The organism is Paramesorhizobium endophyticum (assembly GCF_014640615.1).
Classification (GTDB): Bacteria; Pseudomonadota; Alphaproteobacteria; order Rhizobiales; family Rhizobiaceae; genus Paramesorhizobium; species Paramesorhizobium endophyticum.
The window spans coordinates 80,534-101,486 of sequence record NZ_BMHH01000016.1 but is presented as its reverse complement, the minus strand read 5'-3'; the positions used below and the strand labels follow the sequence as shown (position 1 = coordinate 101,486).

16 protein-coding genes and 1 tRNA gene are annotated in these 20,953 nt (G+C 53.1%); 5 read left to right on the top strand and 12 right to left on the bottom strand.

Features of this window, described 5'->3' with window-relative positions; all coding sequences use genetic code 11:
* Nucleotides 1-493: 493 nt before the first annotated feature.
* Together IEX53_RS17470 and IEX53_RS17465 are read right to left on the bottom strand one after the other, a co-directional pair.
* Nucleotides 494-1,864 carry a hypothetical protein gene (locus IEX53_RS17470; RefSeq protein WP_188825469.1) on the bottom strand — a complete coding sequence of 457 codons (1,371 nt, stop codon included), beginning with the start codon at nucleotides 1,862-1,864 and terminating at the stop codon, nucleotides 494-496.
* Nucleotides 1,865-2,210: 346 nt separating this feature from the next.
* Nucleotides 2,211-3,083: a NaeI family type II restriction endonuclease gene (locus IEX53_RS17465; protein ID WP_188825468.1), complete on the bottom strand. Its 873-nt coding sequence runs from the start codon at nucleotides 3,081-3,083 to the stop codon at nucleotides 2,211-2,213.
* 138 nt (nucleotides 3,084-3,221) lie between these two features.
* Between IEX53_RS17465 and IEX53_RS17460 the strand changes: the two genes are divergently transcribed.
* The gene (locus IEX53_RS17460) at nucleotides 3,222-3,827 is read left to right on the top strand and encodes a hypothetical protein (protein WP_188825467.1); all 606 of its coding nucleotides are present in this window, start codon (nucleotides 3,222-3,224) and stop codon (nucleotides 3,825-3,827) included.
* Nucleotides 3,824-4,951 carry a DUF262 domain-containing protein gene (locus IEX53_RS17455; protein WP_188825466.1) on the top strand — a complete coding sequence of 376 codons (1,128 nt, stop codon included), beginning with the start codon at nucleotides 3,824-3,826 and terminating at the stop codon, nucleotides 4,949-4,951. Before IEX53_RS17460 ends, IEX53_RS17455 begins: the two co-directional genes overlap by 4 nt.
* Before the next feature lie 91 nt (nucleotides 4,952-5,042).
* Here the strand turns inward: IEX53_RS17455 and IEX53_RS17450 are convergent, their stop codons facing one another.
* The 7 genes from IEX53_RS17450 to IEX53_RS17420 form a co-directional block, all read right to left on the bottom strand.
* Nucleotides 5,043-6,002, bottom strand: coding sequence for a DNA cytosine methyltransferase (locus tag IEX53_RS17450; RefSeq protein WP_188825465.1), 960 nt, complete (start codon nucleotides 6,000-6,002; stop codon nucleotides 5,043-5,045).
* Between the two features lie 141 nt (nucleotides 6,003-6,143).
* Nucleotides 6,144-6,563: a very short patch repair endonuclease gene (locus IEX53_RS17445; protein WP_188825464.1), complete on the bottom strand. Its 420-nt coding sequence runs from the start codon at nucleotides 6,561-6,563 to the stop codon at nucleotides 6,144-6,146.
* 117 nt (nucleotides 6,564-6,680) lie between these two features.
* Nucleotides 6,681-8,258, bottom strand: a complete 1,578-nt coding sequence (locus IEX53_RS17440; RefSeq protein WP_188825463.1) for a DUF6538 domain-containing protein — start codon at nucleotides 8,256-8,258, stop codon at nucleotides 6,681-6,683.
* 85 nt (nucleotides 8,259-8,343) lie between these two features.
* A tRNA-Ser gene (locus tag IEX53_RS17435) sits at nucleotides 8,344-8,433 on the bottom strand.
* Nucleotides 8,434-8,658: 225 nt separating this feature from the next.
* Complete coding sequence (locus IEX53_RS17430; RefSeq protein WP_188825462.1) at nucleotides 8,659-11,322, bottom strand: DEAD/DEAH box helicase; 2,664 nt, start codon at nucleotides 11,320-11,322, stop codon at nucleotides 8,659-8,661.
* Between the two features lies 1 nt (nucleotide 11,323).
* The gene (locus tag IEX53_RS17425) at nucleotides 11,324-13,030 is read right to left on the bottom strand and encodes a site-specific DNA-methyltransferase (protein WP_188825461.1); all 1,707 of its coding nucleotides are present in this window, start codon (nucleotides 13,028-13,030) and stop codon (nucleotides 11,324-11,326) included.
* Nucleotides 13,031-13,168: 138 nt separating this feature from the next.
* Nucleotides 13,169-14,167 (bottom strand): restriction endonuclease, encoded by a 999-nt coding sequence (locus IEX53_RS17420; RefSeq protein ID WP_236016249.1) that lies wholly within the window; start codon nucleotides 14,165-14,167, stop codon nucleotides 13,169-13,171.
* A 211-nt stretch (nucleotides 14,168-14,378) separates the two neighbouring features.
* On the opposite strand from IEX53_RS17420, the gene IEX53_RS17415 reads away from it, so the two are divergent.
* Nucleotides 14,379-14,867, top strand: coding sequence for a hypothetical protein (locus IEX53_RS17415; RefSeq protein ID WP_188825460.1), 489 nt, complete (start codon nucleotides 14,379-14,381; stop codon nucleotides 14,865-14,867).
* A 37-nt stretch (nucleotides 14,868-14,904) separates the two neighbouring features.
* Here the strand turns inward: IEX53_RS17415 and IEX53_RS17410 are convergent, their stop codons facing one another.
* Nucleotides 14,905-15,483, bottom strand: a complete 579-nt coding sequence (locus IEX53_RS17410) for a hypothetical protein (protein ID WP_188825459.1) — start codon at nucleotides 15,481-15,483, stop codon at nucleotides 14,905-14,907.
* 265 nt (nucleotides 15,484-15,748) lie between these two features.
* Between IEX53_RS17410 and IEX53_RS17405 the strand changes: the two genes are divergently transcribed.
* The gene (locus IEX53_RS17405) at nucleotides 15,749-16,321 is read left to right on the top strand and encodes a recombinase family protein (RefSeq protein ID WP_188825487.1); all 573 of its coding nucleotides are present in this window, start codon (nucleotides 15,749-15,751) and stop codon (nucleotides 16,319-16,321) included.
* A 9-nt stretch (nucleotides 16,322-16,330) separates the two neighbouring features.
* On the opposite strand, the gene IEX53_RS17400 is transcribed toward IEX53_RS17405, so the two are convergent.
* The gene (locus tag IEX53_RS17400; protein WP_188825458.1) at nucleotides 16,331-16,879 is read right to left on the bottom strand and encodes a hypothetical protein; all 549 of its coding nucleotides are present in this window, start codon (nucleotides 16,877-16,879) and stop codon (nucleotides 16,331-16,333) included.
* Nucleotides 16,880-18,181: 1,302 nt separating this feature from the next.
* Nucleotides 18,182-19,174, bottom strand: coding sequence for a site-specific integrase (locus IEX53_RS17395; protein WP_188825457.1), 993 nt, complete (start codon nucleotides 19,172-19,174; stop codon nucleotides 18,182-18,184).
* Nucleotides 19,175-19,237: 63 nt separating this feature from the next.
* Between IEX53_RS17395 and IEX53_RS17390 the strand changes: the two genes are divergently transcribed.
* Nucleotides 19,238-20,800, top strand: a complete 1,563-nt coding sequence (locus IEX53_RS17390; protein WP_188825456.1) for an HAD family hydrolase — start codon at nucleotides 19,238-19,240, stop codon at nucleotides 20,798-20,800.
* Nucleotides 20,801-20,953: the final 153 nt, after the last annotated feature.

Here is a 20,953-nt window from a genome sequence, read left to right as displayed (position 1 = left end):
CGCCGCACGCAACGGAAGTCACCCGAAGGGCCGCAACGAAGTGAAGGACGGCGAAGCCGTTGACGGAGTGAGTACGGCGGTAGGCTTGAAGGTGAGGGTGGGGAAATGGATTCATGGGTAGTCTGATCCATCCGAACGTATATTAGTGTTGTATGAGGCTCTATACGTGGCCGCACAGCACCCTTTTCTCAAAATGGTCCCGTGGGGCCATTCCGGCGGGAATCGCGTCTGTGGCGAAGAAGAGCGCATCGGAGCGGCAAGCACGGCGCTCCCCGGTGACGGGGATGACGCGGGAATTCGCGCATGTCGAGACCGGTTAAAAAGGGCAGCCGTAGGAGGTTCAGCATCGCGCCGCCGGCTACGGCGGGAATCGGGATCGACTGTCCCCGGATCGGCATTCCATTTATCCGGCGGGGCTAGAGAAGCCCCTATCCAAGAGATTCCCTTATTATATAAAGAAAACGGGACATTATTTCATATCTAACTGATATTCCTATAAAATCTCAAATTTTGATTCGTTTTGTCTGGTTTCGCCTGCGCCTACCTCCATATTCGCAACCGGTTGATATTGCGCCAATGTTTCGGCATTTGGCGCTTGCCATGTTCCTGCCTTCTCGAATTCCAGCATCTTGGACAGATGCTCCCGGACGTTGAGGTAATCGTCTTCGACTTCGAAGGCTTCGAACCAGTCGCGGATGTAAGCCAGCCTAGCGAAGCTCTCGGGCGAGGCCTCGGCGGTCTTGTCCATGACGCCCAGCACAAAATCAACCGTCTGAAATGCGTCGTAGCAAACCGGGAACGCGCCCATGAAAGTTTTCAGTTCATGAAGGATTTGCGCAAGGCGTCTGGTCGCCTTGCGGATACCAGGATCGGTGATCTTGTCAGCTAGATTTGACAGGTTTTCAGCCATGTCGTCACCGGCGAACGAGTGGTAAGCCCGCTCGACCCAGGGCCAGACGGGCGTCATGTCGATCAGCAGGCGTTCGAAACGGAAAATCGCGTTCAGTTTCTCGACGGGATAGAAGTGCCCCGTCACGCCCATGTCGATGATGCGCATGACGTCGATAACGACGGGATCGGCCCAGAAATAATCCTGTGCCGGCTCGGTAACGGGATCGGGGTGCTGAATGGCAGGGTAACGGCCAATCATTTTTTTTTCTGCGATCCACGTCGCCGTATCCTTCGGGGACTGGAAGCGGCGTCCCCGGAGGATGCCGCATACGTCGTCCATGACGGCGATACTGTATCCCACGCCGGCCTTGGAAACGTCCACAAGCAGCGTTGCGAGTTTCCTCCGTCTCGACGCCTGCGTCGTCACTGGGACGTGTCGAGGCTCCTCGCCATCCCAGACGGCTGCGGCGAGTCGATCCAGTTGAAGAATGCCATCGCCGCGGCGGTCAAACGTCGCGTCCAATATCCGGACAAGTTGCTGGCCGGTCTTTGGGAGCTTGCGGATTTTCGCATCCCTTCTGGGCGCGATGCCCTGCCTTATCAAGTGCCTGGCGACTGTACTTTTCGACTGGTCAGAGAGACGGGCGGCATTCCGTATCGATGCTCTTCCGAAATGCTCGCCAGACATCTCTAGCAACCCCGGCGCAATCAGGAAGGTCGCTGCGCGTTCCTCGCGGCTGCGCTTCGGCCGGTAGCGCGGCCGGTTGTATCGGTTCATCGTCCAGCGGACAACGGAATCTATAAGAGCGCGGTCATCCTGTTCGCGCGTTCCAGTCAGGCCGCGTGTTTCGCACCAGCGGCGCATGAATTCTTCGCACGTTCGGCGCAAGCCTTCGGCGTCCTTGCCGTGCTCGTTGACGTAGGAATATGCTGCCTTTCTGAGTGCGTTGAACTTTTCTGGATTGTCGCTCACGTTGTTTGGCCGTGCTGTGATTTTCGGATACCGCTTTCAATGGTCGGTTGAAAGCGCGCAATGGTCAAGCGGCGACGGCGACCGTTTTCTATCCCGCAGGGACGGAGCGAAGCGAAGCAGCCGACGGGGGCTCGCGCAAATCAAATAGCGCCGTAGAGCCCCCGCCGGCTGTGGGAAACGGGGATGGTTTTCGCGGGTGCCGATAGAGCGCAACGATCGTCAACCTTGGAAATTTCGCAATTTCGGGCGCGGGTTTTGTAGCCGCGATATGCCTCGCTCTCGCTTGCGAGAAGGTGGCCTTGCATGTAATGGCTGTAAGCTTTCGGCGGTGATTGGGAGCGCCGCATCAGTCGATGTGCCCCGCCGCTCGAAGCAACGCGGCTTCGGCAGCATCTTTGGCGGTTACCGATATAAACTCTTCACCGGTTGCTGGACCAAGGCCCAGCGCGTTGATCAGCTTCTTGTCGTAGATGCCGGACAACACTGCTATTCCCTTTTTGGTGAGAATGTCTCGAGCGCCACCGCCCTTACGTAGACGCCGCATGTAATCGTGCTGCTTAGCAAGCACTTCGATCTGTGTCCTGGATATCGGAACTCGTTGCATGATCTCAAAGAGTTTCGCAACCATCGAATTTGCACTCCCGGCATTGATAATTTCTTCGCGTTGTTTTTTTGGCAAAACTTCCCAAAAATTCGGAGGATAAGGAAACTCATTGAGAATCCACCAGATATTTACACGGTTAGCGGCAGTAAGTCGGCCCTTCTTATCTTGGTTTTCGCCGAGTCCAAGGTAGTGTTTATGGAACACTACGAGTCCGACATCGCATAGTGCCTTCTTCTCGTTGGTCCTGATGACCATCGCGGGCCGGCCCAAACTTTCACGAGGAACCATCCAGTCTGTTTTGGTTGTGTTCTTGATGTCGACTTCCACTCCGTTGACGATGAGGTCGAGCGTCTTGCCCTTCGACAATTTAAGGAAGCGTCTCAGAAAAATTTCGATCTTGGTGCCGAGATAGGTCTTTTCGGTCTTCTCCGTCTGGTCGATGGTGAATCGATCGGTTCGCGGAGCGTCGATGACTTCGTCAATAGCCCTGCGGAGAAGGGGAGGCACGTTCTCGGCAAAGCTGTCAAATCCACCGGCTTGAGCAAGGATGGCTTCCACTAGCGGCGCGAGCGTGGCGTAATCGGGATGTGACGAATCGAGCGGTCTGTGGGACATGCCGCCGACTATTACGTGGCATGGTTAGCACATGGTTAACTTTGGGGGCATCAATCAAGATCGGCAAGCTGGAGAGATGACCGTTGCACCTTTTAGATGAAGCAGCTAGTCAGGTGCGGAGGTGGCCTGAGGGTGTAAATGGGTTGGATTTCGAAAGAAGAATTCCGCGACCAACTGCGGACTTCGGCAGCGGCTGATTTTTATCAAGATGTGATATTTAGCAATCGGGCATACGTTTTTAGCCGCGATCAGGATGAAGCCATGGCCTCCCGAATGTACGATAGATTCAGGGAGAAGATCGCTTCTCACTTCGAAGTATCGAGGCATAACGTTTGCCTCATCGGATCCGGAAAGACTGGCTACAGCCTAAACCCAAATAATAATTTTAGGCTCTATAATACCTCGTCTGACATTGACGTTGTTATTGTGTCACCTTCTCAATTCCATTCATTGTGGAATGTTTATGTTCGGCTTCACTATTTTGATGTCGAGTTTAAAGATACGAGTGTGAGGCGAGATGTTTTTCGCCAATTCGTGAGCTTTAAGCAACTTCCCCAAACAAGCCAGGAACTTCGCGATATAGAAAAGCGACTGGGTCCATTACGTAGGGATTTGGAAAAGAAGTTTTACTTATTCTCGGAAATAAATTTCCGCATTTATCAAAACTGGGAAGCGGTCGAACTTTACCACATTCATGGTATTCAGAAAATCAAGTCAGACTTAGAACGGGGAGCAATCGCTTGAATATCGCCGACCACACCAGTTACGAAGGCCGAGACGTGAAATGGATCAAGGACCATTTCGAAAGGAAGCTCCTTTTCGTGGACGACTCGTTTCAACGGCAGTTTGTTTGGCTTCCTAAACACCGCATCCGCCTCATTGAAACGATGCTGGCCGGCTTCCCAATACCTGAAATTTATCTGTGGCAAACGGACACCGATCCGGATACAGGAGATTCAAAATATAGCATCATAGACGGACAGCAACGTATTCGTTCGGTCGTCGGATTTATTAACAATGAATATAAGTTGAGAAGGACGTCTTTGAACAAAGACTATCAGGATGCATCTTTTGCAGACAAGAAGTTTTTTGAATTAACTCCTGAGCAAAAGGCGATAATCTGGAAATACAAGTTCCACATTAAATTCATCTCTTCTGCAGTTCCGCGATCTGAGATCACCAAGATGTTCTTGCGTCTCAATAGCACGAACATGACGCTAAACCCGCAGGAACTAAGGCATGCGGAATTTAGCGGACAGTTCTTGGAAGCAGCAGAGACGATTGCGGACGATCCTCTCTGGCTTGAAAACAAACTGTTTGCCGAACCCGAAATTCGGCGCATGCGAGACATACAGTTTGTAAGCAGTATACTGATCTATCTTCGTCGCGGCGTTAGCGAAGAACTTAGCCAATCCAACATAAACAGAATCTATGATGCATATAACGAAACCTATATCGAACGGGTTGAGGACGAGAAGGCCGTTGTGGCGCTTGCTAAAGCAGCACTTGACGTTGTCGGCGTTGACGAGGAACTGAAAAAATTTCTTCGCTCCAAAGTTCACCTATATTCCCTCATGATCGTCTGCGATCAGATGCAGAAGCACGTCGCTAGTCAAGATGTGCATCTACGGTTCAAGGCGTTTGTTGATGCGTACTTCGCCGTGGAGTCTGACAAAGTTTACGACACGCCTGTTGAACTGGCTGCCGCGGAATATCGACGTTTGACGACTGAAGGCGTCCAAAAGCGATATAACCGAACGAGGCGCATTGCAGTACTACGGCGCTTTCTGGAAACCGAGGCGTACCTGCCGGAAGCAGCCCCCTTTCCTGATCAGGGTCAAGGTGAGGAGGAAATCATCGACACCTGATATTCCCGCTATCGATGAGTACTCTACCCTCGACAAACGCAGCATAGAATGCCTTCCGTGTCTCGACAAAAAGACATGTCAGTTTTGCTCGCTAAACCGCGAATGCTTGGTAAACGGTTCTGATCTCAATCGCCTCTCGGAGTTTCGAAGCGACAGCTTTAGCGACAGGTGGCGGAAAGGCGTTTCCGACCTGGCGATAAGCTGCCGTTTTTCGACCGTGAAACTGCCATGCATCATCGAAGCCTTGGATTCTCGCCGCCATGCGGACTGTAAGGCGGGGCATGCCAACGAAATCAGGTCCAGGAGCCTCGTCAGCGATAGTCTTCCCATTAACACCAAGGGTGGCCCATGCCATTCTCGCGCGCGTCGGCCCCAGATCTGGGCCGCCGTGTTTTTTCGAGCCGCCGACCAAAGTTGGGGCGACGTCATTGGCACGGTTCGCCCATGCCTTCGCACCTTTCCAACCATTGGCGGCCATCAAGTCAACCAGCGTCTCGCCGACCGTAGGCGCGTCGACAGGAGACGGAGCCGGCCATTCAAAGTTATCTTTGATGTCGTCGCGCAGGGCGACGATGATTACTCGGGGGCGAAGCTGCGGCACGCCGTAGTCCGAAGCATTAAACAGACGCCAGTGGGCTTCGTATCCAAGCTTCTTGAGTTCACCCTTGATAAAGCCGCGGTAGTCTTCGAACACGGCGGAGAGGAAGCCGCGAACATTCTCAATCATGATCGCCTTGGGGCGCGTCTCGTCAACGAGACGGATGGCAGCGGGAAACAGATTCCGTTCGTCCTTGTCGCCAAGTTGCTTCCCAGCGACCGAGAACGGCGGGCACGGTAAACCGCCAGCTAGGAGGTCAATCCCCTTGTAGCCGCGACCATCGAACAGAGACAGGTCTTCCTCGTGTACGGTCCATTCCTTGCGGTTTAGCCGGAGGGTTGCACAGCAGTCACGATCGATTTCTACAAGGCCTGCGTGGTCGAAGCCCGCAAGTTCAAGGCCTCGTGCCTGACCACCAGCCCCGGCGCACATCTCGAGTGAGGTAAAAGACATTTCAACCCCCAATCTGGAACAAAAAAAGAACAAAACCTCAATAACATGCTGATCGTGTCAGCGCAATGGATTCGTCCATCAAGATAATTTCTACAAGCTTTCCCCAAGCTTAACCGGGGACGGAGCGGGAACCCACAGAAATTACATCCCGAGGAAACGCTCGATCCGATCTCGGACGGCGTTCATGTCACGAAGTTCACATTCCCAAATAACAAGCACCACCCAGCCGGCCTCCTCCTGACGTTCGAGGTTCCTCTGATCTCGCTCGACGTTCCGATCCATTTTCGGACCCCAGTACGCTTTGTTCGATTTGGCTTCGGATCGAGCCTCCCAACATGTAGGGTCATAACGGAGGTGGGCATGCCAGTAGCAGCCGCGAACTTCGATGATCTTCCGCCTTGGCCCGAAGGTAATATCAGGTTTCCCAGGAAGGTCCTTGCGGTGTAGGCGATAGCGATATCCGAGAGAATGTAAAAGTTTCCTGACAACCATTTCCGGTTTGGTATTCATGGAGCGGATGCGGGACATTGTTCTACTCCGCTGCTTAGCTGTTTCTACCATGATAATTCCTCACCCCGCCCAAGGGCGGTGCTGCGACCTGCCCGAGGGAAGGGCCTTACTCTCGCTTGTAGGGCGACCTGGTTTCACCGCCGTTGTACGGCGTTCGGGCGATGCCGCCTACCTGAGTTCGAACCTCGGAAATTTGGCTATTTCGTGCGCGAGCACATGCGGTTTGTAACCGCCATACGCCTCGCCCTCGCTCGCTGGGACGTGGCCTTGCATATAATCCCGCGCGCCGACGTCCATGAACACGCCACGGGCTTCTGTTTTGAACAGGTGTCGCCATGCATGGTTTGGTTGGATTCGGGTATCGTTCACACCAATTTCTCGCACCCAAGCGGCTAGACGTTCGCCTGCTTTTTTGTATTGCGGATTCCCTTCTGTGCCTCCCCTGTGGCGGCCAGGATCGTAGAATAATGGGCCTTTGCGTTGGTCACGAATGAAGTCGATAAAGCCCTGTTCAACAAGGTGAGGATGAATCGCAACGAAGCGAGGATTCCTATTTTTGGTCGTGCCGGCATCTGGCGTGATCCAGATTAACCAGTGTCCGTCATGCTGCTGTATGTCCTCCTTTCGTAGCTGCGTGATTTCACCCACCCGCGCCCCGGTGTAAGCACACAACCACGGCACCCAGCGCCTTGCGGCCTTCATCTCGGGCGAGAAACGTTCCGGCGGCTCTTCCAGCGCTCCTTTTAAGATAGTAGTTGCTTCCTCCAGCGTGAACCACTTGTCGCGCGTCGTTGTGGCCTTCGGAACCGATACGGTGATTTCATCGACGGGATTAGCTGGTATGCGCTTATTCGACTTTGCCCACTGGCACACGGCCCTGAGACTTGCCAGATAGCTATCTTTCACGTGAATTGCCGACTTGCCGCTCTTTAGAGAGCGGTCTTTCCAGTCGACAACCCAGTCACTGGTCAAATCCCGAATGTCGGGCACTTCCGCTGCGACTTTGGCAATGATGCCCTTCCATTTTTTGTAGCTTGCCGGCGAAAGTTGCCGCTCGGCATTGTAGTCTTCGAACACCTGCACAAGACTGTATTTGCCGAGGTCCCCTGTTTCGCCCGTCTTTGTCTTCTTGGACGTCATATCCAGTTTTGGAAATCGGTCTGCGTCGGGATCGGGGCGGTAGTCGCCTTGCGCCATTTTCAAAAGATGCTCTTTTGCCTGCAGCACGGCAGTTGCGACGGCTTGCTGCAAGAGTGCCATGCTGGGCTCATCGACGCGGTAGCCGTGCTGACTAAGGTATTTTTGAATTGCTTCGTCGTTGCGATGCACCTTGTATGTTTCGAGCACGCGCTCGAACAGTGTGTCATTCTTGGTTAGTTGAACAACCTGAACTTTCTCGGGTCGCAGATGAAGGTAATCGGGGATAAGCGCCGCTTTGCGATGATCGGGCGATCCTGGATCATTCTCGTTTGCGGAAATCATCGCATGGTAGATTTCACCAGCCATTGCGACCGCCTGCTTCTGCGACAGGGAAATCACGCCAGCCGACAATTGTCGCCAGCGGGATTCTATCTCAGCGAGCAACCGCGTATGGGCGATTTTGGCTTCCTGCGGATCACGGGTTTTGAGGCTGATTTTGATAATGTTCTTTCCAACAAGCGGAACCAGGTGCTGCGGCACACGCTTGCGAAGCTGATAGATACCTGTCGTTGGATGTTTTGTTGGACGAGACATTTTCAGGACCATGTGTACCGCCTTTGTGTACCAAAACGGCGGCTACAAGTCCTTTAAACTCAATATACTGAGGGTTTTCAAGGCTAAATGGGGTTGCTGGCGGAGAGGGAGGGATTCGAACCCCCGATAGAGTTGCCCCTATGCCGCATTTCGAGTGCGGTGCTTTCAACCACTCAGCCACCTCTCCGCGTAGGGCGAACGTGTTGGGGAAGCGTTCTTCCCGGCGTCCGCCGATGTGCACGCGATTGCTTGAGTGCGCGGGGGGCTAGATAGCGTAGAACGCACGGCAACTCTAACGGAATGTTATGTGCCCGCAATGCGCCGCGCGCCTTTGTTGAGAAGTAATTTGTTCTAACGAAAGCGCGCCCTGAGTTTTTCAACCGCGATCCTGAATAGTGAAACGTCATCTGATTCACTTTTTGATGGTGCGATTGATTAGGTCAAAGTCACGTTCTGTAGGCATACAGAAGAGACCTTTTCCTCTGGTGGCTTCCTCCCAGGTCTTACCGATGCGACGCTTGTCGTCTTCTCCCTCATATAGATGGCCACCTTTGTATTCAACGACAAGGATGCGGCTATCTTTCAGCATAGCGACGAAATCGGGATAGAATTTGTCCTGCGGAAGCTGCAGCCAGAAAGAAGATTTCTTGCGCTCAACATTACGAATCCAGTATTGAACCTCATCCATTCGGTCGATATGGCGAGCGCATTCAAATTCTTCACCCTCCGCTTTCAGGTCACCCACAAGCGGCGTGTAGTGCTTATTGAATTTTGTTGCCCCTGAATATGGCTGATTGAATGCGTAGCTCCGCTCATCGAAGATCATCGAAAGGTCGGAGCTGGTCGCGAAGGCTTGCGCGTTGGTTGCAAAAAGAGCGCTGTAGTTTCCCTTTTCGCGGTTTCGGCGAAGATCGTCGATGAGGTGACGTAATGCAGATCGTAGATCGTATTTGTTTCTGACAAGCGTATCAAGCAATAGTCCGCTGTCCACCAAGGCTTCAATCGCTTTCATAATGAAGATGATTGCACTCGGCTTGGTGATATCCTCATGCTTGATGCCAAAGTCAAGCCAGTTTGCAAGACGGGGCAGTGTCCAGGATGGTTCCTGGATAACTGCCGACAGTTCGCCTTGAAGCCGTTTCACAAAATCAATTTCAACCCTTCCCTTGTCATTAACATCGATCTGGCCGGATTGGCTATGGTCTACTATTTTGAAGCGATTCAGAATGTCAGCCGGATCACATTGATCCAGGCGCCATGGCAGGTCGAGGAAATGCTCCTTGGTGAAAAGTTGTAGCTCGCCCTGCTTACGGTAGCCAAGAAGAGGCACGATGAAGGGGGGCTTCTCGTTATCCTCGCTGGCCGACATCTGGAAGTTGTTTGTCTTCGCATACAGATGGTTGATGACTTTCGTCGCTTTCGCGGATTTCGCTAAGGCAAGCTGCAATAGGTTGCGGCTGTCTTTCGTCATCGGCCCGCGATAACTGACCGACTTCTTCTGTGGATCGAAACTGACGCGCGAACGGACTGAAAGGGGCAGCTTGGCAATAGCCGTCTCCATCTCTTCCGGCGACATATCCTGTTCCTCAATCGGGTCGGACTCATGCTGACACTCCTCCTGGGCTTCTTCGAAGCCAAGGCCGGGTTCGCGCGACACAATTTGATCGGCTTCGAGCCTGTTGAAGCCAGCCCCATCGACCAAACCATCTTTCAGCCGGGTTGCGGTCTCGTCGAAGCTAGCAGAGGCAACGAAGGCGTATGCCTGGTTCAAGATATCTCGGCGCTTCCGTGTGGCTTGGGGCATCCGCAGGACGCGCCCGAGGATTTGCTCAATCGCCGTCGATGAGGTCTGCTCGGCCACCGAGCATAAGATGTAGGCGAAAGGGCAATCCCACCCCTCTTTCAGCTTCTGCACGGTGATGATGTAGCGCACCGGGCATTCAGGGTCGGTGATCGGCTTTTCGAGCGTGTCCAAGTCTTTGCGGTTGCCGGAATGAACCGCGATGTGATCGGCGGGTATTCGACGTTCCTTCAATTCCGCCTCGATCTTATCCCATGTCAGGCGGTGAGGGTCATTTTTGCTGGCGCTCTGCGCCTGAAAAAGAATCAGGGGCCGAATATATTCTCCGCTTTCTCTCTCCTCCGCCTTCGCAGCCTCTTCCAGAGCCAACTGGCAGTCCAAGGCGGCACCGATTGTCTTGCGCCAATCCCGATCTGTTGTCAGCCTGATTGGCATCTTGATCATCTCCTCCGCTTTTAACTCGGCAGCGGAAACGGAATAGAGAATGTTCGATGCGTGCTGATCCTTGCCCGGCGCGTGTTCCGTCTGTGGAGTCGCGGTCAGTTCCAGAATCAAAGACGGATTGAAACGGGCCAGTGTGTCAAAGGATAGGTGCGTGCGGGCATTATGTGCCTCGTCCACAATAACCATAGGGCGGTGCAGCCGCAGCAGGTTTGCAAATGAAGCAACCGGTCGGTCCGTGCCACCCATGATGTGCAGTCCGGATTTCTGCGTCTCGGTGAGGCCCGAGAAATGATCCATCAACGCGCCGTTATCTTCATAGACCTTCAATCCCTCGGGATTCTGCTTCCCCTTGTCGTCTTCGCGGCGGAAGGACTGGATCGTGCTGACGATGACACAGGCACCACCTTCGGCGTCAGCACGGGACATCGCTAGGGCTTCAGATTTGGTCATGACGGAGATATTCTGGCCAAAGTCCCTTGCGAGAGCGGCGCGGTAGGGGTGCCCAGGGTTCTTCAAAGCATCGATTGTCTGATCCAGAATTGGCGTTGATGGCACTAGCCACAGAACCATGGGGTTCTGCGCCTTCAGGAACTCCTGCGCGGCGACCCCTACGCAATGGGAGGCGGTGATCGTCTTGCCGCCCCCAGTAGGGATGCGCAAGCAAACATAGGGCGTCCCTTCGGTGATCGCCGGCGCGTTGCGGTAGGGCATGTTTGTGGCCTTGTAGAAAGCCATGTTCGCGCCCATGGTATTGCAGTCCCGCAAATAGCTGCGGAAGCGGTCCAGGGCGGCCTGCTGGTATTCTTTCAATTCCAGATTTACGGTAGCCATGTCAGTTCCCCTCAATCTGATAGGGAATTTGCTTGAACACGATGCCTTCGGCTTTCAATCGCTCGGGCGAGACGGTGCAACCCTCTGCATAGACCACCCGCACACCTTCAAAACCATTCGACAGCGCGGACAGGTTTGCCAGGGCGTCTGGAGTTAGCACATTACCGGCGACCTCCCTGGGGAAGCCTTGTTCCGCTGGCGAGAAAAGGAGGAATACAGCCTTTTCTCGATGAGTGCCCAGGAAGGATGTCGAGCCATTGGCGCGCTTCGGGAGGGGTAAACCGGTTTCAGAGAAGAAAATATGGGCGGCAAGGTCTGAGAAAGACACGCCCGAGTTGATATCGCCAAACTCGTTGAAGAGTGGAACACCTAGGCGGCAGAATCTAAAACCGCCCCCATATCCTTCAATTGGCTTTTCAGGGTCGCCGCCTTTGTTATATCCTAGAATGACCCGCTTTAGGCGCTCACCTGCGATATCCTTTGCTGTCTCTTCATCCATCTCTATGCAGATGAACTTTCTCTTTTTTTGATCCCGGTTGTTTAGCTCCAAGACTGCGTGTGCTGTTGTCCCTGATCCGCAGAAGGAATCCAAGATGATGTCATCCTCTTTGCTCACAAAAGACAAAAGGTGGCTCACGAGGGCAACAGATTTTGGATTCCTGAAAATATCGCGGCGACCGAAGATTTCTTCTAGATCATTTGATCCCTTGCGCGAATCAATATTGAATACGCTTCGGAATGGAAAGGTAACGTCCTTCAGATAAGCTTTTAATTCTGGAATCTTTTTTTCATCTTTTCCGAAAACGATTCGATTTTCTGCCAACAATTCTTGCATTCGAGACCAAGGAAATCTCCACCCCCAAAGAGGTCTGGCGCAGGGAAGACCGTTCTTGTCGTGCAGTATATCGTATTGATATCCATCTTTCCCGGGGTTTTCGAGGTTTCTTCGAGAGACATACACTCCACGCTCGTCTACTTGCTTGTATCGACTCAAATCTCCCAGAGATTTTGCATTCTTTTTTACAAACGCCTGGAATCTCTTTCGCTTCTCGCTAAGCGATTCCGTTTCCTCTTCAATCTCGGCGAACACCTTGAGCATAAGTTCTTTTACGTCATTCTCTGGGCCAGCCCACTCACGCTCCTGCTCATCTTTGTCTTTTGCATAAATCAATATATATTCATGCTCAACCGCGAGCCTGGTTGGATTGTTGTCAGTTGCATTTTTCCAAATCGCCGTTCCGAGATGGTTCTGTCTTCCAAATATCTCTGCCATCATAATGTGTAGCGCCGCTTGCTCGTTGTCGTCGCAGCTCACGAAAATTACTGCATCTTTACGCATAAATTCACGCAGCAAACGAAGGCGTGGATACATCATGCAAAGCCACTTATCGTGCCGACTTAAATCTTCACTTTCCTTGCCAACTGTTTTCCCGAGCCAGGCAGTTATTTCAGGAGAGGTAACTCGGTCATTATATCGCCAATCAGATTTTCCCGTATTGTATGGTGGGTCGATATAAATACATTTTACCTTCCCGGCATAATAAGGGAGGAGCGCTTTCAATGCTTCCAGATTGTCGCCTTGAACCAACAGGTTTCCCGCATCCGGATCACCAGTTGAAAGTTCAGTGCTGCAATGCACGAGGCGGTAAGGAACTTCACGGTGATGATTGACGACGGCTTTTTTGCCGATCCAGTCCAGGGTGGGCATCAGGAGTCTTTCGCTTTGGGGCCGCCCTGCCGAACGGCTCTGTTCTCGGTTGTCATCTTGCTACACGAAAAACCCTTGGAATCGCAATGATCTGCAAGGCGTCTGAATTCTACCGGGAACTATTTTCGATACAGGCAATTAGGCCCAGGCAGGCACGAAGATCCGCTTCAACGGCAGCAGTTGCTGGGTCTCGCTATCCAGCTTGTCATATTGCTCCAAGAGGCTCTTCACTAGGTCATCGAGATCCATTAGCGCCAAGGGGATATTCGCCCGCTCTGCTTCGTAGCGGGCCTCACGGGTGAAGCCTCCCGTGCTGACGTAGAGTCCCTTATCCTGCGGATGCCTGCCGCCGAGGAAACTACGCACGTCAGGTGCGCCCATTGTTCCCTTACGGTGCTTCACCTCTACGACGATACGCGGCGACTCGAATCCAAAGCCATCCGGTGAGGCGACGATATCCTTGCCGCGATCCGGCCCCGCCTCTGAGACGCGCGTCTTGTAGCCGAGAGAGCGCAGAAGCCCGGCGACCAGTTCCTGCATGTCGTCCCAGGTGAGCGCGTTGACTTTATCCTTGATGAATTCCCGCGCCCGGCTCTCCATCGACTTGAAGAGATCGTCCTCTATCGCTTCAGCCGCTGCGGTCGCCTCTGGCTTCGCCGACTGTCCCGAGGTCATTGCCTTTTTGAGTTCCGCAGCCACTTCGTTCGATATCCGGAACAGGGTGGAGATCGAACCCAGGCTATTACGGCTCTCGACCGAAAGAAGATCGCGGCTGACTTCGCCGTGCCAGCGCACGGGGCGGAACTGTGCATCTTCCGGATCGACCGATGTATCATAGCGGTAAGGGCCGGTCACCTCGCCGACGAGGTAGACTCGCCGCGACGGGTTGTAGGTTACGATCATATCCCCGACGTCGATCTCATTTACAAAGCGGTATAATTGACCGGTCGCCATGGCGATGGACTGCGGTTTCATCTCCGGCCATGCCGCTGCGACGAGATCGGCAATCGCCTTCCTTGTCTTCACGTGAGACAGATCGCCGACTTCATTCCAACCAATCGCAACCGCCGACACATCCTTGAACGCGTCGAACAGCCGTCCGTCGCGCTCGGCGCGCACCATCCAGGATTTACTCATAGTTGTGCCCCCAATCTGCGGAGCAGAACATTCCGCAGATGTCGGCAAGGCGCAAGGGGGAAGTGGTCGTTCGCGTTTGGATTTGGCCTAGACTTATCGAAGCTCACTGGCTGGCTCCGCGCGTTCACTTGTTGCCTTGCATATCCCAGCGTGCCAAACGCGCCAGACAGCTTCCTGGTCGAATGGGCGACGATGCTGACTGGAAATAGAGATGGCAAAGAAGCAGGTGCGTGACAGCGCATATTATGAGGAGCGTCTCAAGCGGGATCATCCATTTGTCTATGCTGATCTTAAAAGCGGGAAATATCTCACCGTAACGGACGCTGCGATCGCCGCCGGGCTGAAGAAGGTGAGAACGCGGTTGCAGGAATTGAGGAATGCCTGGACAAAGGCAGATGCCGTCGAGCAAGCTGACTTTTTGCGATGGCTGGCCGCGTCCGGCGTGGCGTTGTCGCCAGCGCCTTCTTCTGCCGGTCTTGCCTTTGCAGTAGCTAGTAATCGCAGGCTAACACCAGCAGCGGTTTTGCGCGTCAACGAGATTATGACCAAGCGCCACATGCAGCCGGGAGACCTGATGGCAGAAATGGGCTACCCGAAGCTCAATACGTCTGTAAGCACCGCGCTTATCCGGGGACGGAAGCTGCAACCGGACGTGATTGTAGCATTGGAGAAGTGGTTGATAGCCAACTGCGGCGTGTGACCGAGTCGAGAACAAGAAAGCTACATGACAGCCTCCCTCATTTATTTCGCATCATGAATTGAAACCGACCCTGCCAGTTGTCCAACTCCCGCGAAAACTTGCTCGCCATTGGGTCCGCCGCATCCAGTCCAACAGAATTTCTGAAAAAGATGATTTCTTGACTGTGGTTCATCTCATTATTAACGGTCAATCGGAGAGAAAGCTCGGTGATCTTCTCTTCTTGGCGCTGGCTTCCGGTTAATCCACCGATCAACAAACCAGCTGGACCCAAGAGAGCCGCCCCCACAGCGGCTCCTGCGGCTTGGCTGCCTCTATTTGTCTTGAAAATCGAACGCCCGTTTCGTCGCACATCGACTGCAATCAGGTCATCGTAGGTGTAGATTTTGCTCCCCATGCCCTTTCGGCCGAGTGCAAATTTCTTGGCCGTTGTATCGACGGCAACATTAGAGCCGCCAAACCTATCGACGTGAATATGCTGAGGATTAAAGTTATCCACATGATCATATGAATTTCTGAATTCATCTCGTCGCCCTTTATCTTTTTCTGCACCAACGATACCCGAAAAGATCATCACAACGATGATGATGCCAAAGAATACTAGGAAGAACCCAAGCATTTTTAACTCGCAATAACTGCATATGCTATTGCATATGCCACAAGCGTTTCTCTGTAAGGAGAGTTTATGCTGCACGAAAGGGAACCCTTCCCCTATCGCTCTACCGCTGGGTCAGCCGAAAGCGGAAGCATTTGATTTCCTTGTGACGGCTTTCATTGGTCAACAGAAAAGCCGCCTCGCACAAAAAGGTTCCTTTAAATCAATACCTTGGCGGGTATTTTGTTTTGGTATTTTCATACGGGTCGCGGCAGGGAACTGGATGGGCATGCGGACTTTCGGATATGCGCGGATCAGCACTAGCGAGCAAAATTTGGACTTACAGATTGCGGCGCTGCATGCGGCGGGCTGCGTTGATATTCTGACCGACGAGGGGTTCTCCGGAGCCGACTTCTCTCGTCCTGGATTGGCGAAAGTGCTCCGCACGCTTCGCCGAGGCGATACGCTCGTCGTCTGGCGAATCGACCGTCTTGGCCGTTCGCTGTTCGAACTGCTGAAACTGATCCGTGATTTGAACGAGCGCGGCGTGGAATTCCGGTCGCTGAGCGAAAGCCTAGATACCAGCACGCCGGCTGGGCGGCTGCTTTTGCACGTCCTGGCGAGCATGGCCGAGTTCGAACGCTCGTTGATAAGCGAGAGAACAAAGGCTGGAATGGCTGCTGCCCGCGCTCGCGGAAGCCGGATCGGCAGGCGCCCGGCGATGACGCCGGAGCAGCTCATTGCGGCGAAAGCCGCGATTGAGCAAGAGAGGCAATCCACTGCAAAGGTTGCGGGTGAGTATAATATCCACCCGCGCACCTTGACGCGCTTGCTGAAACATGCGGTTCTTACCGGGAAATAACAGCGGGGATCAGGTCGATGCCCTCCGCGCCAAACGCTCCAATTCGCGGCTCCGTTGCGAAGCCTCCTTTTCTGCCTTCCATGCGGCCATCTTTCTGCGGTATTGTAATTGGGACACCGTGATGCCGAGCCGCGCGGCTTCGGCGGCTTGCCTTGCGTCATAGGCTTTCTTCCGGGCAGCAGCCTTTTGCCGTGCGTAGAAATCAGCGGCAAACATCTTAGCCAGAACAAGATCACGGTGCCGCTTGTCACGCGCCTGATAGTCCTCAAACGTCTCACCGGGTAGCCTTTTTACGACTGGCTCCACCGGAAGCCTCTGCTTATATTCGCGCTCCCATGCGGCAACGAGTTCTACCTTGGCTGCGAGCGGCAGCATCTCAATTTCGGTGACGAATTCAATGACGTCGGGAGACGTCGGCGTTAAAATACTACTTGCCTTCGCCAACTCGCGTTCCTGTTTTTCCTTACCACGCATCTTTTTCATACGAAGCCGCGCTTGCTCGTTCTTGTAGGCTTTCAACTCTGCCGGAGTGAATTTACTTAAATCCTTCCGCGCCATCCTTGAAATCTCCGTTACTCTCGCGGACAGTTATAGCGGTTATAAGGTGCGGCTGCGTAAAAAGTGGCAGAATTTTTTTGAAGGGCTGAAAAGTAACCGCCGGAAGCATGGCACCGGGAGCGTAACCACTCCCAGCGTTCGTAAATATGTATACACCTACTCTCTTCTTGTTAAAGTCATAAATAAAACGAACGCTGGGCGTGGTTACGCTGATATTCTCCGGAAGTGAAATTCTGCTCCGGCTGGCTCTTTCTTCCTGCGGAAGAGGAAGTGCTTCAAGGGAGGGAAGTATCCCACATCGATAAGAGAGGGTTCCGGCCCGGTCGCTTCGCTCCGGTCGCGGAACCTGTCTCCGGTCGGACGGGGATCGTTCCGGTCCTTCGCCCCATCCAGCAATGGAACGACGCCTGCGGGCAGCGCGCGTCGTTCGTTCGACAAATCAGCAGCGCCGGAGCGAGAGAATAAGCCACTGGCTTGCCGAGGCGACGCTGTTTCGGTCGAGGATTCGCATAGGCGCGATCCGTGGCGCGAAGCGCTGTGGATTGCGTTATAGACAAGCCGCGCTCGCCTGTGAGCTTCCCTGTCGATTTCCGGCACGGGAGGATAGGGCGCACACCAAGTCTGGGCACGGAACCCATCCCCATGAAGCGAATTGATCCGCTCTAGGACTTCGACGTTCCAGTGCAACAATACCGCACCGCCGTCTTTCAGGTGCCCGATCACTGAGGAGGTTCGGCGGCACCGGGTGGAAGCGAATGAAAGAACGGCGCTCCTGATTTTCCTATCCTTCTTCGGTTCCATACTATCCATACCGATCATCACCAAGCTGACACCGAGGTCATCCACCAGCAGCACGCACGGGTTACCCGGCGCATAGATCGATCAACCGGCAAGAACAGAGATATTCGAGACGGATATGTTTTCGACGCTGCGGATCAAAGGATTCCGGCGTTATGCCAATGGCTTTCGTCACCGATATGGGGCACCGAACGCTTTGTTGACGCTCCAGCAAAGACGATGCAGCGCTGAGAACGTGCGTTGATGCAATCCATGCGCGTCCATGAGTCTTTACAAAAGGGCAGAAAAGCTATTTTGAGCCGAATTTGTAAACTTCATGGAAAGAAACCGCAAGGTTGAACCGATTTTCGGAAGGGATTTCGACCTTCAAGGCAGGTTTACCTGCAACCAAAGATACATATTTCGGGTGCGGTTTTGCGCTCAGCCTTGACAAAGGCAAGGTTTAGGCAGGGCCTTTGTCAAGGTTACGCAGGTGGATGTAAAGGGTTGGGTGCATTGATCGATCTACCCAAGCCGGGCGACCAGATCGTCGGCGTTGAGGTGCGAGTAGCGCCGGAGCATCCGTAGCTCTCTATGCCCGCTGATGGTGGAAACCTCAATGACATTCAACCCACGCTCGAACAGCCGGCTAACGCCCTCGTGGCGCAGATCGTGAAATCGCAGCCCGGTGATGCCGACCCGGGTAAGAAGCCGACGCCATGCCTGCTCCAGCGCACCAGCAGTCATGGGGAAGACAGTAGATGCATCTACATCAACTTTTGACTTCCAATCCATCAGAGCATCGAAAGCCCGCTGAGACAATGGCACCTCGCGACCGGACCCGTTTTTGGTGAGCGCCAATGTGATTACCCGGCGATTGTGTGAGATATCGGACCATTTCAAGCCCAATATCTCGCCTCGGCGCATCCCGGTCTGGATGGCGAGAATAATGAGCGTCTTGAGAAACGGAATCTGACCTGCATCGCAGCCGTCGAGCAGACGCTGCTCCTCGTTCCCGATGAGGCGGCGGCTTCGTTCGTTGCGGATGACCGGACGGCGAACCAGTTTCACAACGTTGCGGCTCAGCGGCAGGCCCCAATCGCGGATGCTGACCTCAATGACGTGACTGAGGATTGCGAGTTCCCGAACGACCGTAGATGGAGCTACGCTCCGGAGCCGTTCGTCGCGAAAGGAGGCGATATCCTGCTGGCTTAACCCAATCATCGTCCGGTAGGCAAGCTCGTGACGCCGCAGAACGTCGATCCGCTGTATCTCCTGCACGGCACCGCGCTTCATCGGCGACACCTCGCGCTGATAGCGCTCCAGCAAGTCGCCAAGCGTCGTGGTTTCGAGAATCTTCGTATCTGGAGCAGCGCCGAATTTATCGACCTGGGACTCCAGATCGCGCGCCCACTTCTCCGCTTCCTGCTTGGTGTCGAAGGACTTGCAGCGCGGCTTCATGCCGCGCCTGCGAACTTGAGCTTGCCAGCGTCCCCTGAGCTTCCGGATCGTCGCCATGTGATCTCCAACGGTGGTTGTCGATCACGCGTAGGATGCCCCGGAAGGGGTGCCAAGGTCGATATGACCAATACTCCCGATTTTCCTCAAACTGGAAAACTCGAAGCTTTCAGGGTAGTAGCTGAATTTAATCAAACGGGCTTGCGATGGTCAGGGGGCAGCGCAATGGAACAGTCAGAGATGCGTAAGAAAATAGACACATTAATACTCGACCTAGACAACACATTGTTTGATTGGTTTGAAATATGGTATGCGAACTTTGACCCGATATATAGAAAAATTGTCGAGTTGTTCAATGGAGACGAGGCTGCAGCCAAGAGTGCGATACGAAAAATTCATCAGAAGGCGAGGACATCAGAATATACTTTTCTTATAGATGATCTTTCTACAAGCAATGTTACGCCGAATCCTATAACCGGGCGTGACAATTTTATTGAAGCTCTAGATAGTTCACGTGCGGGAAGAGACGCCAAAACGAAGCTGTATCCTACTGTATTCCAATCGCTGTGGGATATAAAGAATTCCGGTGTAAAAATAGTAGCATACACGGAATCTTTAGGGTTTTATAGCGCCTATCGTCTAAAGAGACTGGGACTCGACGGCATAATCGATATTATGTTTTGTCCCGAAGATCACGATACGCCCGAGGGTGTATCGCTGTCTAAACTTCGAACTCGCGCTGACGATTCGTATGGGCTGCAGGTTACCCAGATTTTGCACACACCTAGAGGTGAGCTAAAGCCAAACGTAAAAATATTGCATGAGATTATTAATGTAGCCAACGCGGACCCTGCTCGGTGCGCATACGTGGGCGACAGCCTTTTTAAAGACATCGCCATGGCGCGGGATGCAGGCATTTTTGATGTCTACGCTAAATACGGAGAGTCTCAGAGAAGACCGGAATACGATTTACTTCGCAGCGTTTCACACTGGACTCAGGAAGACGTCGAGCGTGAACGCTCGATTATGGAGACCAAGCTTGATTTCACGCCAAGCGCTACGCTCCATGAGTGCTTTGCAGAAATATTTAAGTTCTGCGATTTTATGAAGTTTGTTTCGGTCAACACTAACGAAATCCAGAACGATAAAATTGAGCTGGATAAAATAAACATCGATATCTGGAAAAAAGTTGTCGATGTTCAACAGCACTTCAATGACATGGGACTTAGGATTAGGAACTTCGCCATAACGATAGTTGGTGCGCTTATAGCTGCAATCGGCGTAATGTCTCAAAAAGGGATGTATATCACCTTATTTAGCCTCAAGCTTCCGATGGCTGTATCACTTGTCGTTGCAGCTATTCTTGTATGGGGAGCCTTCTACCTTATGGATAGATTCTGGTATCACGTCCTCCTTAAGGGGTCCGTTGATCACGCGGCGAAATTAGAAAATATCCTAAAGGATAAGTTTCCGGGAATAACCTTGGGCGGAACAATTTCTGAAAAAAGCGGCGCCGTAAAGATTTTTGGCATCTACATGAGTTCCATTCGGCGTCTCAATGCTTTCTATGGTCTAGGGCTGGCGATGCTAATTGTTGTCGGAGTTGCGTTATATATGGCTATTCCAGCCGCAGGCAACTCCCTCGAACAGGTGCCCTCCAAGGGAACAATCTCTGGCAAATTATAGCGCGACTATCGTGAGGGTTGCGGAAATTGGGAGCGCGTCGCCTTGCAAGGGGAGCTGCGAGAGTGCCCTTGTGGCAGCTTGGTCGCGCCTTGATCGTGGCCCATGCTGAATCCTGATCGCACAGGGGCATATGAATTTCTACAGAAACAGCTG

Coding starts and splice junctions, on each gene's coding strand:
- IEX53_RS17465 (WP_188825468.1), bottom strand. CDS start 3,083: ATGTCCCACAGACCGCTCGATTCGTCACATCCCGATTACGCCACGCTC.
- IEX53_RS17460 (WP_188825467.1), top strand. CDS start 3,222: ATGGGTTGGATTTCGAAAGAAGAATTCCGCGACCAACTGCGGACTTCG.
- IEX53_RS17450 (WP_188825465.1), bottom strand. CDS start 6,002: ATGTCTTTTACCTCACTCGAGATGTGCGCCGGGGCTGGTGGTCAGGCA.
- IEX53_RS17445 (WP_188825464.1), bottom strand. CDS start 6,563: ATGGTAGAAACAGCTAAGCAGCGGAGTAGAACAATGTCCCGCATCCGC.
- IEX53_RS17440 (WP_188825463.1), bottom strand. CDS start 8,258: ATGGTCCTGAAAATGTCTCGTCCAACAAAACATCCAACGACAGGTATC.
- IEX53_RS17430 (WP_188825462.1), bottom strand. CDS start 11,322: ATGGCTACCGTAAATCTGGAATTGAAAGAATACCAGCAGGCCGCCCTG.
- IEX53_RS17425 (WP_188825461.1), bottom strand. CDS start 13,030: ATGCCCACCCTGGACTGGATCGGCAAAAAAGCCGTCGTCAATCATCAC.
- IEX53_RS17420 (WP_236016249.1), bottom strand. CDS start 14,167: ATGAGTAAATCCTGGATGGTGCGCGCCGAGCGCGACGGACGGCTGTTC.
- IEX53_RS17415 (WP_188825460.1), top strand. CDS start 14,379: ATGGCAAAGAAGCAGGTGCGTGACAGCGCATATTATGAGGAGCGTCTC.
- IEX53_RS17410 (WP_188825459.1), bottom strand. CDS start 15,483: ATGCTTGGGTTCTTCCTAGTATTCTTTGGCATCATCATCGTTGTGATG.
- IEX53_RS17405 (WP_188825487.1), top strand. CDS start 15,749: ATGCGGACTTTCGGATATGCGCGGATCAGCACTAGCGAGCAAAATTTG.
- IEX53_RS17400 (WP_188825458.1), bottom strand. CDS start 16,879: ATGGCGCGGAAGGATTTAAGTAAATTCACTCCGGCAGAGTTGAAAGCC.
- IEX53_RS17395 (WP_188825457.1), bottom strand. CDS start 19,174: ATGGCGACGATCCGGAAGCTCAGGGGACGCTGGCAAGCTCAAGTTCGC.
- IEX53_RS17390 (WP_188825456.1), top strand. CDS start 19,238: ATGACCAATACTCCCGATTTTCCTCAAACTGGAAAACTCGAAGCTTTC.